The organism is uncultured Victivallis sp. (assembly GCA_944389935.1).
Lineage (GTDB): Bacteria > Verrucomicrobiota > Lentisphaeria > Victivallales > Victivallaceae > Victivallis.
Genome location: CALXOE010000062.1, coordinates 1 through 16,897, shown reverse-complemented (window position 1 = coordinate 16,897; position 16,897 = coordinate 1). Strand labels below are relative to the sequence as shown.

Genomic DNA, 16,897 nt, shown 5'->3' with positions numbered 1-16,897 from the left:
ATTTCGACCGCCGGATTGAATGCTCCGGAACAGACTGTTCCGCCGACGGCAAAAGCTCCCGCCATCACCGTTCCGCCGATCGCCAGTCCGAAGTAGGAGTTGCCGGCGTTTTTCTTGAGCGTCGCGACATTCAATACGACGTATGCCAGAGCGAACGTGAAAAGAAACTCCGAAAGCAGCAGGTCGTGAATTCGGAAATTGAACGGCGGAACCGGAGAGAGATTGTGTTTAAACTCCAGCACCGCCAATGCGCCGGCGATGCCGCCGAGAACCTGGGCCAGCATATATGGAATGGCGTCGCGTTTCGGCATGCCGCCGCGCAGGAGCACGGCCAGCGTCACCGCCGGGTTGTAGTGGCCGCCGGAAATCGGGCCGCCGGCATAAATCATCACCATGAGGATTCCGCCGATTGCCAGCGGCGGAATGACTCCGGACCCGTTCAAGGTTCCGGTCGAGCCGATCGTCAGGATGAGAAAAAAAGTTCCGATGAATTCCACCAGATATTTACGATATGCGTTCATATGTTTCCTCCATTGCTGTTTCTAAAAAAATCTGAAAAAAATTCCTGTCGCATGAAACAGGGGGAGTTTCTCAGCAGCGTTGCGGGACCGGTTTTTCCGGTGTTTCCCCGGGAGTTCTCGTCCGCAGTCGCTGTGACTGCGGGAGCCGGACCGATTCCGGTGAGCGTTTTCCGGGCAACGCCGGCAGGAGAAAGAACGGGAACGGAGGCGTCGTTGTCTGCAGCCTGACCGAGTCCAGCGTGTCATTCATATCCTGCGGACAGACGATTTCCGTTCGATGTTCGGAACGACAGTTGTCACCGCACTCCGGAACATGGGTGTCGACGAAGCAGTTCCAGTCCAGTTCATTGAAAATCTGCAGCAGCAATAACACGATGATGGTGGAAATTGTGCGCAGTCGGCGTTGTCCATCACTCATCCGGCACAAGTTCAATCACCTCCGATCATCGTATGAGAACTCAATCCGCCTCGTGAAAAAACATGATCTCAATATAACGCAAGAGATGAAAAATGCAAATCATTCCGCCCGGTGTTCAGCCGGTTTCAGGTCCGCCCATCCCTTTCGATATCAAAAAAACATTTTTTTTTTCCGATCGGGTCTTGACTTTTCATCCGGAATGTTTCATAATATTAATGCAACAAGTTTCATGCATTATGCAACACATTTTCAGAGATACGATATGAGTTCACAAAGCATTTATACTGTCGCGAAAAAAGCCGGATGTTCTCCGAGTACGGTGTCCCGGGTTTTGACGAATTCCGTCCGGGTCACGCCGGAAACGCGGGCGCGGGTGCTTGCTGCGGCGCGGGCGGTGAATTTCACGATGCGCAAGCGCATTCCTCAGGTCGGCGTACTGGTTTCCGATCTTTCCGGCGCGAAATTGACGAGTTATGTCACGCAGCTGCTGCGCCTGACCATGCAGGAACTGGTGCAGCGCAACTGCGTGATTCGTCTGCTCGAGAGCGGACAGGATGACTGGCCGGAGGAAGATCATTATGACGCGATCATTTCACTGGCTTACAACGAGAGCGTCAATCGGGTGAGTTCGCTTTATTCCGTTCCGGTGATTTCGCTCAACAATCCGCTCGGAACGGGGGATTTCTATGAGATATACTCCGATCATCGGCAAAGTGCCGTGCTTGCGACGGAGTATCTGCTGACCATGGGGCACCGAAACATCATGCTGATCTGTTTCAAGAAAGCCGTCGGCAGCATTGTCGACTGGGGGATGCAGGAGCGCACCGCCGGCTTTCGGGAAACCATGGACAAATTCGGATTGTGCTCCGACCTCATTGCATTCACCGACTCCGAACCGGTGGACAACATTCTGCTGCGGGCCCGTTCAAACGGAGTTACGGGACTCATCGTTTTTTCGGAAGACGAACTGCGGATTCCTTTTCTGCTCAGCCACATCATGAAACTGCGGATTCCCGAGGAAATGTCGCTGATCATGGAAGAGCTGCCGAGCGTTCTGGATTACTATTCTCCGCCGATTACCGCTGTCCGGCAGCCGTTTGAACGCATGGTCGCCGCCATCATGGAGCGGCTGGATCAGATTTTCGCGGGCGACACTGCGCCGGCTGATCCGGTTGTCTTCCACAATGAGCTCGTGATTCGCGAATCGGTTTCGAGAATCGGAAATGCGGTATGCCGCTGAACATATATCCGCTTCCATTGTCATGGAAAAGAGTGGTCGCAAAATAATGAGTCGTGATCCGGATGTAACCGGTTGACAAGAGATCTGCAATCGGAAGTCGCCTGACAGATAAATGAAAGGGAATGAGATGAAAAACATCACGCAAAGAGTTGGGAATTTCACATTGATAGAACTTTTGGTTGTCATTGCGATCATCGCAATTCTTGCTTCCATGCTGTTGCCGGCGCTGAATCAGGCGAGGGAACGCGCGAAAACCATCTCCTGCGCCAACAATCTCAAGCAGCACGGTTTGAGCTGGAGTCTTTATCAATCCACCAACGATGATTATTTTACGGCCATAACGCAGACCTGGGGTGACGCATTTTACAAGGCTGGAATGCTGGCGGTTCCCACGTTTGCCTGCCCCAATCAGAAAACCAGTCCGTGGATCGTCGGCACACAGCAGACCAACATAACCGATTGGAATTCAAATAACTTCGCCTATGGGACGCATTATGCGTTCAATTATGCTTTTTTGAGTGACTGCAAGATCACGCAGGTCCGAAATCCCTCAGATACCATTCTGCAAATTGAGGCGAGGCGGGGAAGCACTTCCACTATCGAAGATACGGGTTACTGCATCACGAACGGTTACGTCGTGGTCAACACCAACGCATATGGCGGTCAAGTCTACCCAGGACACAATAACAATCGGACGATCAACGCGTTATGGGTTGATGGCCACGTCGTGACGGAGACGCTCCCCAAGCCGGGAATCCCCGGAGTACAGATCGCCATGGCCGATGCGGATGGAGCCGTGTTCCGAGCCAGATCCGCGACCTGGCTGCCGACGCCTTATACCGGTCAGCAGGGATTGTCCAAATGGGATCGTTTTTAATATGAAGATCCATTTTTTCACGATTCTCGCCGTCGCGTTTGCCGCCGGCAATCTGCTGGCGGCCGCGGCGCAGCCGATGACGATCTCCCGCGACGCGGACGGCGCCATCCATGTCGGAGACAGCGATTTCAGAATCATTCACTGGAGCGATTCCTGGTCCGCTGCCATCCAGAGCAGTCGCAGTGTGATTCTCCCCGGAGAAGGGGGGGGAAACATCGCCGGAAAAGGAATTCGACGCACTGGAACTTTTCAAGTCGCCAATGGAATATTCCGCTATGCGGAGACCGTGCACTCTCCCGCGCCTGACCGCCTCGAGATCGAGTATCAGCTGGACTCCGACACGCCGGTTCCGACTGCCACGCTCGGACTTTGCGCCACATTCCCTGTGGAAACACTTCTGAAACGCACGCCGAAATACAACGGGCGACCATTTTCCATTCCCGAAAAATTTGATGAGAAGCACTGGCAGATCTGGAGCGATACAAAAAAACTCAACACTCTGGAATTGCCGCTGCCATCTGGAATCCTCATCATTCGGGGACGGTTTTCCGCCATGTGGCAGGACAATCGGAAATACGGGGAAAATCAGGCGCAGCTGCGACTTGGCTTTCTCCCGAAAATGAATGGAGAAATCCGGCATGCGGAGGCTGCATTTTCTTTTGAAGTGGTTCCATATGAGGTCGTTCCTTTGAATCTTTCCGGCGCGATGAATATGGGGTTCAAGGATGAATGCGCCGATGATCAACGAGGCGGGTGGACCGATCAGGGACCCGACAACGACCTTTCCATGATGAAACCCGGCGACCAGATCATGGGAGGCGTCACATTCCGGATCGTGGACCCGGAGAAGAATCAGGGGAAATCCTGCATTGTGCTTCGCGGTCCGCAGAGAGAATATTTCCCGGCCGAAGCCCGGGTCGCAGTCGATTGCCGGGGGCGGATGCTCTTTCTTCTCAACGGATTGGCCTGGCCTCCGGCAGTCAACCAGGTCTGCGGCGAAGTCGAAATCGTCTATGCGGACAACTCCCGGCAACGGGTTGAGTTGCGCAACGGAGTCGATACGGGCAATTTCTGGTTCCCCTCTTCTATGAAAAACGGTGTCGTCGTCTGGGAAAATGTCAATGCGACCTCGAATATCGGGCTGTACGCAACGGGAATTCCATTGAAAGATCTACCGCTCAAGGAGTTGTGTTTTCGGAGCCGGGGCGCGGTCTGGATGATTGTTGCGGCTTCGGTTGCCAAAACCGAGATGAAACCGGAGCTGGCAGGTCCCATCGAGATCAGGGCTGACGCCGCCTGGGGCGTCATCGCGCAGGATAATGACGTGATTCCCGGTTCCATCGTCGATTTCTCGAATCTGCTTGACGCACCTGCAGGAAAATATGGATTCTGCCGTGTCGATGGAGAGCATTTTGAATTCGAGGCCAGGCCGGGGATCCCGGTGCGGTTCTGGGGGACAAACTTGACTTTTCTGGCCAACTTCCTCAGCCATGCGGAGACGGACCGGATGGTCGACCGGATCGCCGCTGCCGGTATGAACCTGGTGCGGCTGCATCACTTCGATCAGGAATATGTGGCTGGAACCTACTGCAAAATCACCGATTTTGCGGAACGTCGCGACCGGATCGATTATCTGGTCGCCGCCTGCCGGAAACGCGGGATCTATCTGACTCTGGATTTGTACACCTACCGCTTTGTGAACGGCAAGGCGTTCGGCTATCCTGACCGTCGATTTTCGCCCATGGAATACAAGGCTCTGGTTCTCTTCGATCCGGCGGTGCGGAACGATTTTTTAACTTTCACCCGATCCCTGATGGATCCGGTCAACCCCTATACCGGTCTGGCCTGGAAAGACGATCCGGCCTTTGCGTTCATCGGTCTGATCAATGAAACCATGCTTCCGGATTCAGTCGAACGTACTCCGCTGCTGCAGGAGGTCATCGACCGGCAATTCGCCGTGTATGCCGAGGAAAACGACCTCGCCGTCACCCCGGAAAACCGGAACATGCTCCGGGAACGCTTCGTCATGGAGAAAACCCGCACTTGCGTAACCGAACTGGCCGAAGAGATCCGGAAACTCGGGATCAGAATTCCGCTCACCGATATCAACGTGGGTTGCGATCCGCGCATCGGAATCATGCGTAACGATCTGGAATTCGCCGACAACCACATGTACTGGGGACACCCCACCTATCTCCGGAAACTCTGGATGCCGCCGGTCGCGATCACCTCCGCCAGTGCGACGGGAGCTTTTGCCGGCGGACTCAATGTCATGTTTCCCGCCCGGATGTTCGGTATGCCTTACACCATCACGGAGTGGAATTTTGTCGATCCGAACCCCTACAATGTCGAGGGCGCATTTCTGACCGGCGCTTACGGCGCACTTCAGGATTATGCCGGGTTCTGCCGTTTCGAGTGGGGAATCACGGCAGACCGCGCCAAAATGGGCGGGTTCGGCTTCGGCAATGATCCGCTGCAGCTTATGGCGATGCGGGCCGGCAGCTGTTTTTTCCTGCGCGGCGACGTTCGCTCTGCGACAACGGCGATCCCGATGATGGTTCCCGAGGTGCTGCCGGCAAATCCGGAGTGGCGGAAATTTCCCGAGGTTATGCAACGGCTCGGACTGCTGGTGAAAACCGGCATGCTGGTTCAGGGCAGTCCGATCCCGGCCGGAACCCGGGCGTTCGTCGCTCCGGAATCGCTGCCTGACATAAACGGGAAACCGGTATTCTCCGGACGTTATACGTCCGACATCCTCGCGGAGATGGTGAAAAAACAGATTCTTCCCGCCAGGCTCATCGACCTGAACACGGGGCGGTTTTCCGCCGAAACCGGTGAAATCGAGCTTGTCTCCACCCGGAAAAGCCTCAAAGTCACGACCGACAGAAGCGAAGCGGCTCTCGGCGATGCCGGGACGGAACTGGACGGCAATTTTGCCCGTGTGAAGATCCGGGAGACCTTCGGCGCGGTTCTGATCGCCGCCCATGACGGTAAACCGCTGGCGGAAAGCCGCCGGATCTTCATCTGTCACCTGACCGATCTCAAGGGGGAGAAAATGCGTTTTCTGGACCGCGGCATGTCCATTGTCGACGACTGGGGGACGGATACCATGCTCATGAGGCGCGGCAGTGCCGACATCACGTTGAAACGAGGAGCCGGGATGAAGCTCTACGCCTGCTCCACCACAGGAAAACGTCTTTTTCCGGTTGCAGTGAGTCCCGGCGATGATGGCGAGATCTCATTTTCCATCCGGAATTTCATCGGAGATCAAGCCGTATGTGTATACGAGTTGATCGCAGAACCATAAAACAAACGACTTCCGGACAATCCGCGGTGTCGCGGGTTGTCCGGGGAGGAAGTTGTCGCTCATGAAACCCATGAAAGATCAAATGTGTACATCTCAGGAACAGGAGTCGAATTTGTTGGAGCTCGCCTCACATTCGGCATTCTTTTCCAGGCTCGGATTCACCTATGATCCGCCGCGCTTCGATGCCGACGGAGAACTGATTCGGTTCTACGACACCGCCGGAATGCTTCGTTATCATCGCAAGATGTTCGACCATGGAGTGAAGCTCCACTCCTCGCTGTTGTTTTCAGGCTGGATCGGAGACGGAAAGTTCGACTATACCGAAACAGACCGGGTGCTGGCCGCGATAGCCTCGCTGGGACCGGGGGTGCGCTATCTCCCCCGCGTCAAATTCAACGCCCCGCTGGATTGGGGGAAAAACCATCCGGAGGAGCTCTGCGTCTATTTTGACGGCCCCCGGGATCGGGCCGGAATCCGGAATCTCGCCGGAGGTCTGCGGCAGGACATTCTGGGATACGACGGCGACGGCTACTATGCGATCGGTTTTCACGACGACCGTCCCAACCGCAATGGAGTGATTGCCAATCAGAGTTTTTCCTCGGAACTCTGGCGGAGGGACGCGGCCGACGCGCTGACCCGGCTGATCCGGCATGTTCAGGAAACCCCATGGCATGACATGGTAATCGGCTGGCACATCGCTTACGGCAACTGCGGCGAAACCGCGTTATGGGGCGGATTCAATCAGCCGGTCATGCGGACGGGAGACTTCGGGATCTCCCATCGAAAGGCGTTTTTCGACTGGGGGCTCGAACGGTATGGATCGCTGGAACATCTGCGTGAAGTCTGGCAGCTTCCGGATCTGACCCGGGAGAATCTTGAACCGCCGCCCCCATCCCTCCGGCAGGGAGCGACCCGGAATGCCGGAGAGTTTTTCCGCATCTCCCCGGCGGCCCGCATCTGCATCGATTACGACCGTTTTCTCTGTGAGAAAGACGCGGAATCGCTTGAATTTCTCTGTCGGACGGCCAAAGAAGTCGACGGCAGACCGGCTGGCGGTTTCTATGGATATTATCTGACGCTTCCCCGGGCGGCCTATGCCGGTCACTGCGCTTATGAGAAAGTTTTGAATTCGCCCTGGATCGATTTCCTCTGTGCGCCCGCCGGCTATTACCGCAGAGGGGTCGGGGAACCCGGCGGGGAACAGGTTTGCGCCCAGTCGATTACCCGACGAAAACTCTTTCTGGATGAACTGGATCTGCGCACTCATCTCGCTCAGGAAAGCCCCCGCGCCGCCAACTGGACCGAAACCCGTTATCTGTTGTGGCGCGAATTCTCCAAATGTCTGATGTATCACAACAATTTCTGGTGGATGGATCTCGGCGGCGGCTGGTTCGACTCTCCGGAAATCGTGGCGGAAATCGGCAGACTTGAACAACTCGCGCGCCGGTTGCGGCAGCGTTCTGAAACCCGCTCCCCGGCACAGGTTCTGGTCCTGTCCAGCGATGAGGCGTTTCTGTATCACCGTCCGAGTTTTGATCTGCAGCACGATCTCATGCAGGAGACGCTGACCGAACTTCAACTCTGTGCGGTGACGGTCGACCATTATCGCACCTCCGATTTAAAGAGTCTGGAGCTGGGACGTTATCAGCTTGTGGTCGTTTTGAATTCCTTTGAACCGGATTCCGATGTTTTGGAGATCCTGGACGGAAAACTCGCTCCGGGAGCGCCGGTTCTCCTGATGTACGCCTCCGAAGCGGTGTATGGCGCCGATTCATCCGGTCTGCCGTTGAAACCCTTTGTCCCGCCGTCGGAGTTCGGAATCAAGTTCGGGGAACTGCCGGAACGGCGGTTTCGACTTGAAGAACATGAATATCCGCTGTTCAGGATCGATGTTTCCGACTCAGAGGGGGTTACGATTCTGGCGCGCTATTCCGACGGAACTCCCGTGGCAGCGGAATGCCGTCGGCACAACCGTATGGTAATTCGATTTGCGGTTCCATTGTTCAGCAAATGGGAATTCCGGGAGATCCTTCGTCGCGCCGGAGTCCGGCCGGTTCGGGACGGCTTTGCCGCCTGTTACGGCGATGAGCGATTTCTGGCCGTCTTTGCAGATGGGGATTCGGCATTTGAATTTTCCGAGAAACAACCGTCCGGCCTGTCGGCGGAAGCCGCAACATCCGGCATGTGATTCATTCAACAGCGGGAGACGCTTTTTCATGAACCTCAAAATCGTTTTTTCCAAACGCGACGGCAGCGTGGAATTTTTCGGCAGAGACGGCGAAACATCTCGAGTTCTACCCGCCCGGCACGCATTTCAGCTTGCGTTGCTGGACCGGGACGGAGAGCGGAAGATTCTGACCTCGGATGATTTTGTCTTCACCGCGCAATCGGGAAGTTGTCATTACGCCGGTCGCGGCGAAGCTGCCGGAATTTCCGTGACGATCCGGCATCGCATTGAAAGCGAATTTGTTTTCTTCACTCCGGAAATAAACGGCATTCCTGCGAATTTCATTCTGGAGTGGTTCGATGGTCCGGAGATTGCGGTTTCAGAGAGGGGTACGTTGTTCTGGCCCTATGCGGAGGGAGTCTTGATTTCCGACCCCTCGCGGCGCGAACGCAGCGAATACTTTCGTTATCATCCGCTCGGTTATCCTGAACGGAATAAGAATTACGGGGGATTTTATCCCGGTTTCTGTCAACATCAGTTTCTGGCTCACTTCGATGATGAACAACACGGGCTTTACTTCGGGGCGCACGATCCCGCGTTCGGTCCGAAAGGGGTCGAATTCGCACCTGACGGCACTGGACGCGTCCGTCTGAGTTTGCAGACATTCACCTCCGGCGCCACCGGCGGTTACGTGTCGGCGTTTGAATATGTGCTCGGGGTTTTCGAGGGGGACTGGATGGACGGGTGTGAGATTTATCGCAACTGGCTGCCGGCGATTTCCGGGGCTGTGCTTCCGGAGTGTTTTCGCGACTCTCCGATCGTCGTGATCTATCCCGTGCGCGGTGATGGAGACGACAAGGGGGAACTTCTTCCGAACGAATATTTTCCATACCGGAATGCGCTTCCGGTGATCCGGCGTTATGCGGAGCTGTTCGACAGCCGTTTGATGCCGCTGCTGATGCACTGGGAGGGAACTGCGCCCTGGGCGCCCCCCTATGTCTGGCCTCCGCAGGGCGGGGAGAGCATGCTGGCGGAGTTCCGTGATCGGTTGCACCGGGAGAATCATCTGCTCGGGGTTTACTGTTCCGGCACGGCGTGGACTCAGACGAGTTCGATCACGGATTACAGCCGGGAGGAGGAGTTTGAACGCGACCATCTCGAGGCGATCATGATCCGTGGTCCGCGGGGCGAGATCGATGCCGCGATCTGCAACGGCGAAACCGCTCAGCGGCTTGGATTCGACCTCTGCCTGAGTGAGGAGACAGCCCGGCGGATCGTAAAAGATGAAATCGGGAAACTGGCCCGTTTCGGTCTTGACTACGCTCAGTTTTTCGATCAGAACATCGGTGGCGCCTTTTATCTGTGCTATGGCCGAACGCATCATCATCCTCCGGCGCCCGGCCCCTGGCAGACCGAGACGATGCGATCGCTGCTGGCGGAGATTCACGATGAGATAAAGGCGTCCGGATCGGAAATGGTCATCGGCTGCGAGGCCGCGGCGGCGGATCCGTATGTCGGGCAGCTGCCGTTCAACGATGCCCGTTCGGTCTGGGGCTATGATTTCGGCCGCCCGGTTCCGGCAAGTTCCTACATACACCATGAGCGGATGGCGAATTTCATGGGGAATCAATGTGGTGCGGGGAATCTGTTTGATTTTGCGGCCTGCCCGGAAAATCTGCTGTACCGGATCGCCTGGTCGTTCAGTGCGGGGGAGTTGCTTTCCATCGTGCTCAAGAACAACGGAGAAATTCACTGGGGGTGGGTGGTCAAGTGGGATATTCCCGCACCGGATCAAGATGATGTGATCACTCTGATCCGCAATCTGAATGCAGTGCGCAAGGCGCATCCCGAGTGGCTGCTGAACGGCAGGATGGTCAAGCCGCAGAAACGGGTTGAAAGTGGCACTTTCAAATTGGTGCTGCGTTCCGGAGAACGGCTTGAAGTTTCCTCACTCCTGCATTCGGCGTGGGAAAGCGGGGACGGAATACGGGGGGAATTTCTGGTCAACTTCCTGCCGCGGGAGCAATGCTGCCGGGTTGACGGTTGTCCGCTTCGGCTTGCGCCGCTCTCCGTGCATCAGTTGTAGGAGGGAGCCGGAAACCCGGACGGAATTTCCTGCACTTGTCCGGGTTTCGGCATGCGCCGAATCCGGCTTGCCGCAGTCCTGAGTTCTTCCCTGTTCTCTGCAACCAATCACGCCTCTTGCAGTTCGGCCAGATTTCACCCGATCTTTACTGTGGCTGACCCGGGGGTGAAATTTTGAATGATGTTTGCGATATCGGTCCAGACGGTTTCGCCGCGCGGTGTATCTGCCAGCGGCCAGAGCGTCTCATGTTCGCCGAAATTGTCGCCTTTTTTCCGGCGCACGGTGATCTTATCGGGCTGGAGGTAGAGCATGACGGTGTTGTCACACAAATGTTCGTTGTGGGAATCCCCGTCGTTGGGCAGAAAATCCCAGTCCGGTTCGTTCTTTCCGCGCAGTTTTCGATAAGATTCACTCAGTTTCCCATCGGGACGCAGTTCGATCCGCCAGTCACCGACCGGGAGCGCTCCCCGGATCGAGGCGGAGTTGTACAAATAATAGCCCCCGCGATTGTGTTTTTTCAGAACCCGCTTCCAGATTGAAACCGTCGCGCTTTTCCTTTCTTCTGCTTCTGCGAGCGTCAGAATCGATTCTCGCCAATCCCGGAGAAGAAACGTTTTGGGCACGTCTGGATCGTGACCTTTGTCGTTCCGGTTCGCCAGCAACTCAAACAGGGATTTCTGAAGCGCCTTGTCGTTCCGGTTCGTCAGCAGCGCGAGAAGATTGGCGTCATCCGTCGCAAGTTTGATCTCATCTTTCAACTCGTAAGGGGAGGCGGCCACGATTGTCAGAACGATTTTCCGTCGGGCCGTTTCGTCCTTCCACTTGTCAAACAGCTTGTTGAGTTCTTCCAGCCGTTCCCGGTTGAATTCGGGTTTCCCGGTGGACAGGTCGAAAATTCCCAGCCGGACGCGGCCGTGCAGATTGCACTCGGCCTGCTGGAGCAACGCAAGGTCGGCATCGCCGCCTTTTCCCGCATAGATGGCCGCTTTGACCGATTCCTCCTCCCACTGGGAGACCTCGCCGGACGTGATATGATCCTGATTCTCATGCCGATACAGAGAGGGGCCGCGCCGGTTGATGAACTGTTCCCGGAAGCTGGCAATGTGAGCATACGGCATCTGCGGGTTCACACTGACGTTTTCAAGGATATTCCACATGCAGCGCAGTGCTTTTTGGAAATCTTCCGGGGCGGGAGTCCGGTTTTGGGCGAAATAGAAGAACAGGAGCGTCGACAACTCCCGCTCTTTCCTGTTTTGCGGGTAAAATACCGACTGCAGCAGATTCCGTTCTTTCTGCCAGTAGGGCGAGGGCAACTTTGCAGTCTCCTCCTCGTTCTTTTGGAGAATTTGCTCAACCATCCGCAGATAATGGATCGCAAACTCGTCTCCGGCTGCCTCCGGAAGAATCTCCGTGAACTCATGGAACGGGACAAAAGGCAGATCTGCATTCCAGTTCGTCTGGTTCGCAAGTTTTTCGATCTGGTCGCCGCATTTCCGGTCTTGCATGTTTGCCTGTGCGACCGCGAGCCTGGCCGCCAGCGCGAAAAAGGCGTCGTCGGGGAGAGCTTTCGCATGGATGAAAAAGGCGTCGGAAAGTTTTTCGATCTTCTCGTTCCAAATAGAACGGGATTGTTCATCAAGCTGTCCAGCGAATTGCCCCTTGAAGTTCTCCCACTGGGTCAGTTGAAGTCCGCGGGCGTTCAGCTTCAGATAGATATCGTCCGGGAAGTTGCCGGTCAACAGCTGGAACGTAATTTGATTCTGCAAACAATCCCAGATCTTTTCGATCTTTTCCGGTACGTCGGATTTAAATTTCCCGTGGATGGCCGAGAGCATCCGCAACATGGAAGCAACCGTCGTGTCCAGCTTCCACTCCTGTTGAAACCACGGTTGGGCAGGGATGGATTCTGCCGGATCGACATCGGGTTGCCAGCCCATGGCCTGCGTCGTCAGCGCCCGGCAGAACTGATCCGCACAGGGGCGCTCCGCATAGGTGAAACGCGAAAGCAGCGGCAGTATGGCGGATCTTTTTTCTGCGGACGAACGTTCCGCGGCATATCTCGCGAAGAGCCAGAGCGTGGTCAGACGCTGCTGCCCGTCGACCGGCGTAAAGACGCCGTCTTTCACCGGCCCGTAGATGAAATGCAACGGAACGGGAGTCCCTTTTGTGCAGGCGGAATAGAGCGTCTCGATAAAATTCGTCCGCACGTCTCTGGCGCGCGGCGTATCGGCGCCCTGCACGTAATGGCGTTGAATGCAGGGAATCTCAACACGGTACCGGGTCAGCAACTCGAAAAAGCGCTCGGGTTCTTCTTCGGAAAAGCGTCGGGTCACGGCTTCCACAAAGGAGTTGATGGAACTCGTCAGGCATTTGAGATACGCCTCTTTATCTTCGTTTGACCAATAGGGAACGTCTGTGACTCCCGGCAGGGATTTCTGAAACACCGCTTCTGTCGCTGGCGGGATCCAGTAGGGTGTCCAGTTGTTTTTCGCCCATTGAGTGGCAAGTTCTTTTTTCCCCTCAAACAATTGGTTGTTGAAAGAGGCATTCGCATCCTGCGGAAGCAGAGCCAGATTGCGGATGGAGTTGTCCACTTCCTCCGCCGGATATTTTTTTCCCAGCTTATCCGCGAGCCATTTGTTGCCTTGATTGTTCCGGCACTCCTGCTGGTATTCTTCCCATTGCTGAGTACACCCCGGCAGCCGCAGCCATTGTTCCAGTTCTTTTATCGTCAGATCTCGTTGATTTCGAGCGAAGATGTGTTCGAGCGACCAGACCCCGACCCTGCGGTGGCGGACGAAATCGTAACGCGTCTGCCGACTCCAGCAGCAGGCGACGTTGTGAAGCAGCAGATAACGATGGAGCGGATCATTCCCCTGCTTATAATCGTCTCTTGTTTCATCTGGGGCTGGAATGCGATAATCGGCAGATTTCTTCAGTTCGTCTCTCCAGCGTGTTTCCTCCAGTTTTCCGGGAGCGGAACCGCCGCGCCGGTGAACGTACCAGCCGAACGCATGGTAGAGGAGCGGGTCACGGAACCACTCCTCGAGCAGATGAAAGGCCGCGCTGATCTTCTTCCAGACCTCGGCGCGGGAGGAGGTTTCGAGCTTTTCCTCGATCTTCATCAGGAACGGGAAAACCTCCAACCCGGGAGTAACGGTAAACCCGGCGTATCGGAACAGGATTGTCATGCGATCCTCTTCGCGCCAGGTGTTGCGTGGGGTCATGAATGCGAAGAATGCATCGTCGTTCATTTTCCGTTCGATTTCGTCCCACTCTTCGGCGCGGGCATGCGTGACGGCGGCTTCCTCGTCGGAACCGGGTTTCAGCAGCAGATATTTCACCAGATCGGAGTCGGTTGCGGAGATTTTTCCGCTGTTGAGTTCGCGGAACGTCTGCTGTTCCTTCTCTGCCGGGATCTCGTAGAAGAGGAAGCGGCACTGGTCCTGAACTTTATTCCGGAATTCCTCCCTGTCCTTGGCCGTCTTGTTTTTGAAAAACTCTTTGATGCATTCCTCTGCCTTCTTCTTGAAAAAAAAGTCGAGCCCCTGTTCCGTCGCTTCTCCCCGCTCGTAAGCAATCTGAATGGGCGAAGTTTCATCAAGGTAATTCAGAATCAGTTGCAGGGTGGTCAATCTCTGCTGCCCGTCCACCACCCGGTAAGAGGCATCGCCTGTTTTTACGACCACCAGAGCCTGCAGAAAATAGAAATTCCCGCCGGTGGGCTGAAACGAATCGATATCCAGGAGAAGTTGCTTGATCTGCCGTTCGTTCCAGCGGTATCCGCGCTGATAAAACGGGATGAGAAAATGGAAGTCCTGCAACTCCCGGACTTTTTTTAAGGCAACGGTTTTCATGCTTCCTCCAGATATTTGCGGGCTGTGTTACGGGCGATTTTCAGCGCCGCGGCGGCACGGGACAGATTGTTGTTGTACTTTTCGTATACATGACGCACATGCAGCCGGGTCGCCGCATCGAGCTCGTCGGGAAGCTCGGCTGTCGCGGCGGGAGCCAGACTCGCCGTCATTTGTTTGTGTTCCGCAAGCAGCCGGGAGAAATCCTGTTCGTCCAGAACGGAGGCCCGCTCCAGAAGATTGAAAAGTTCCCGGACGTTGCCCGGATAATCGTATGTTTTCAGAACTTCGACCTGTTCCGGTGTCAGCCGGTGCTTGTGCTGCTTGAGCCAGTAGCCGTTGGCGATCTGTTCGATGTCGCATTTACGCTCCCGCAGCGGAGGCACCAGAATCTGTATCACGTTCAGCCGGTGAAACAGATCTTCCCGGAATTTCCCGTCGCGCACCATCGCCGCAAGATCGCGGTTGGTCGCCGCAATCAGCCGGACATTCACCTCGATCTCCTCGCTGCCGCCCAGCCGGATGATGCGTCCCCCCTCGAGCACTCGGAGCAGAATCCCCTGCGCTTCCAGCGGAAGTTCGCCGATTTCATCGAGAAACAGCGTCCCGCCGTCCGCAAGTTCAAAGAGTCCGCGCTTTCGTTCCGTCGCCCCCGTGAACGCCCCTTTTTCGTGGCCGAAGAAACGGCTTTCGAGCAGGTGCGACGCGACGCAGGCGCAGTTGAAGGTAATGTAAGGCTCGTTTCTGCGGGGCGACTTGTTGTGGATCTGCAGAGCCACCGTTTCCTTGCCGGTTCCGCTCTCGCCGAAGATCAGAACCCGGGCATGGTCGTGCGGGGCGGCCAGATTGATTTTATGCAGAAGTTCCTGCATCGCATGGCTTTTTCCGGCCAGTTCCCGGTTGCCGAACCGCTTGTAATGTTCGAGCATCTGCCGCTCGAAATCCGACCACTTCGATTCGGGATCGCATTGGGCGATGTGGCGGATCGCATCGCTGTACGGCTTCTCCTCCTGATAGTTGCGGTAGAAGTACATCGCCGCCTCCAGCAGCTGCCGGAATTGCCGGAGCTCCGGCGTGGCGTTTTCCTCCCGGACCAGCGGGAGCAGATCATCGTATGGAATCCCGAAACAGCTCGACACCGCAGCGGTTACGCCGTCCTCGTCGATGAAGGGATTGAGCAGAGTACGCAAGGGAGCCGGCAGATTTTCCGGAAACGGCAGCGCGCTGATCCATCGGATATTGCATCCTTTGGTGCGAAGTTTTTCCACTCCTTTCTGCAGCAGTTCCGGATTGCCGGTCAAACCGACACCCAGAATCAGAATGGTTTTGTATCCGGAAATTTCGTTCAGCAGCTCCGGCAGCCGCCGGGTGCTCACGCCGCGGATGTCCGCTTTGCCGAAATGGCGCAGCGTCAGCGCCGCCGCACAGGCGTAATCGCTCCAACCCCAGCCGGTCAGAATCAAAGTCTCCATCGTCGCCAATCCTCAAATATATATATTATTTGTTGTAATCTAGCTTGTTGAAGAGGGATTTTCAAATTGATCCGGTTCATTCGGGATCGATTATGAGCAGATTTTATGCCAGCGGGGAATCCGGAGGGAGAATCTGTGGCGATTTTGTTTCAGGGGGTTGCGTTCCGAATGCGCATGGATTGAAATTTGACCGGATGTGGTTATTTATTGAGCGCCTGTCGTCGGTTTTTCGATGGATGCGTGCTCAAACTGAAAGTGGCACGGATTTTGCTAATTTTTCTTGCGTAAGTTTTCAAAAACCGCGACTGCTGGCGAAAAGGTTATGAGTAATTCGCAGGTTGCGGGAAATCAATAAGGCATCTCACCGTATTTTCAACGGGACGCAGAACAAAAATCAAAAAGAAAGGAAACGAAAATGGAACATCGCTGCGAAGGAGCAAAGGTTTGCGGACTTTGTCAGTTCTGGGACGGGGAACGGGAGCTCGTAAGAGGTTCCCGGCCGTTGCGGGTGAAATGTGAAACGGGCAGCCATCCTTGCAAGTTGCGGCATTTCAGCTGCCTTTCCAGTTCCACCACGGCAGGAAGTTGCAAGCAGTTCAAAAAGTGGTGCGAGCTTCCGTGAGCAGGAGCTGATTTCACCTCTGGAGTGTTGCTTAATTTTTCGATTTTGCAACACTCCTTTTGGATTCTTCTCCGGTTTGAGCCACGATTTCCATCAAAACAGGCTTTGAAAATCTGAATCGATGGAAAAAGGCCGACTTTTGCCTTATAGTTTTTGCCTCTGAAAACGAAAACCTGGGAGGCGAAATGTCGACCACATTACTTCAAAATACACAGAAAATTCGTGGGGTTCAATACCAGAGATTTGAATATTGCAAAAAAAAATGGTACACCCATAGGGATTTGAACCCCAAACCTTCTGGTCCGTAGCCGGATGAGTGTAGCTCAAGTTCCG

9 protein-coding genes are annotated in these 16,897 nt (G+C 55.3%); 5 read left to right on the top strand and 4 right to left on the bottom strand.

The annotated features are described in order from the left end of the window. Positions 1–521, bottom strand: a 521-nt coding sequence (locus Q0J85_RS14160; RefSeq protein WP_294482817.1) for an MIP/aquaporin family protein, incomplete at its 3' end; no start/stop codon positions are given. A 70-nt stretch (positions 522–591) separates the two neighbouring features. Further along, positions 592–939, bottom strand: a complete 348-nt coding sequence (locus Q0J85_RS14155; RefSeq protein ID WP_294482816.1) for a hypothetical protein — start codon at positions 937–939, stop codon at positions 592–594. On the opposite strand from Q0J85_RS14155, the gene Q0J85_RS14150 reads away from it, so the two are divergent. The 5 genes from Q0J85_RS14150 to Q0J85_RS14130 all read left to right on the top strand — a co-directional run bounded on the left by Q0J85_RS14150 (position 896) and on the right by Q0J85_RS14130 (position 10,616). After that, on the top strand, positions 896–2,179 hold the full coding sequence (locus Q0J85_RS14150; protein ID WP_367274669.1) for a LacI family DNA-binding transcriptional regulator: 1,284 nt from the start codon (positions 896–898) through the stop codon (positions 2,177–2,179). The two genes, Q0J85_RS14155 and Q0J85_RS14150, sit on opposite strands and share 44 nt — an antisense overlap. Positions 2,180–2,306: 127 nt before the next feature. Continuing rightward, a complete protein-coding gene (locus Q0J85_RS14145; RefSeq protein WP_294482812.1) occupies positions 2,307–3,056 on the top strand; it encodes a type II secretion system protein in 750 nt (249 codons plus the stop codon). 1 nt (position 3,057) lies between these two features. Beyond that, positions 3,058–6,363, top strand: coding sequence for a hypothetical protein (locus tag Q0J85_RS14140; protein ID WP_294482810.1), 3,306 nt, complete (start codon positions 3,058–3,060; stop codon positions 6,361–6,363). 61 nt (positions 6,364–6,424) lie between these two features. Continuing rightward, on the top strand, positions 6,425–8,551 hold the full coding sequence (locus Q0J85_RS14135; protein ID WP_294482809.1) for a hypothetical protein: 2,127 nt from the start codon (positions 6,425–6,427) through the stop codon (positions 8,549–8,551). A 28-nt stretch (positions 8,552–8,579) separates the two neighbouring features. Next, positions 8,580–10,616, top strand: a complete 2,037-nt coding sequence (locus Q0J85_RS14130) for a DUF6259 domain-containing protein (RefSeq protein ID WP_294482807.1) — start codon at positions 8,580–8,582, stop codon at positions 10,614–10,616. 134 nt (positions 10,617–10,750) lie between these two features. On the opposite strand, the gene Q0J85_RS14125 is transcribed toward Q0J85_RS14130, so the two are convergent. Together Q0J85_RS14125 and Q0J85_RS14120 are read right to left on the bottom strand one after the other, a co-directional pair. Continuing rightward, positions 10,751–14,473, bottom strand: a complete 3,723-nt coding sequence (locus tag Q0J85_RS14125) for a DUF262 domain-containing protein (RefSeq protein WP_294482805.1) — start codon at positions 14,471–14,473, stop codon at positions 10,751–10,753. After that, positions 14,470–15,942, bottom strand: a complete 1,473-nt coding sequence (locus Q0J85_RS14120; protein ID WP_294482803.1) for a sigma-54-dependent Fis family transcriptional regulator — start codon at positions 15,940–15,942, stop codon at positions 14,470–14,472. Before Q0J85_RS14120 ends, Q0J85_RS14125 begins: the two co-directional genes overlap by 4 nt. Positions 15,943–16,897: the final 955 nt, after the last annotated feature.

Bases quoted from the DNA above. Each gene is read 5' to 3' on its own strand.
- Q0J85_RS14150 (WP_367274669.1), top strand. From the start codon at position 896: ATGATGGTGGAAATTGTGCGCAGTCGGCGTTGTCCATCACTCATCCGG.
- Q0J85_RS14155 (WP_294482816.1), bottom strand. From the start codon at position 939: ATGAGTGATGGACAACGCCGACTGCGCACAATTTCCACCATCATCGTG.
- Q0J85_RS14145 (WP_294482812.1), top strand. From the start codon at position 2,307: ATGAAAAACATCACGCAAAGAGTTGGGAATTTCACATTGATAGAACTT.
- Q0J85_RS14140 (WP_294482810.1), top strand. From the start codon at position 3,058: ATGAAGATCCATTTTTTCACGATTCTCGCCGTCGCGTTTGCCGCCGGC.
- Q0J85_RS14135 (WP_294482809.1), top strand. From the start codon at position 6,425: ATGAAACCCATGAAAGATCAAATGTGTACATCTCAGGAACAGGAGTCG.
- Q0J85_RS14130 (WP_294482807.1), top strand. From the start codon at position 8,580: ATGAACCTCAAAATCGTTTTTTCCAAACGCGACGGCAGCGTGGAATTT.
- Q0J85_RS14125 (WP_294482805.1), bottom strand. From the start codon at position 14,473: ATGAAAACCGTTGCCTTAAAAAAAGTCCGGGAGTTGCAGGACTTCCAT.
- Q0J85_RS14120 (WP_294482803.1), bottom strand. From the start codon at position 15,942: ATGGAGACTTTGATTCTGACCGGCTGGGGTTGGAGCGATTACGCCTGT.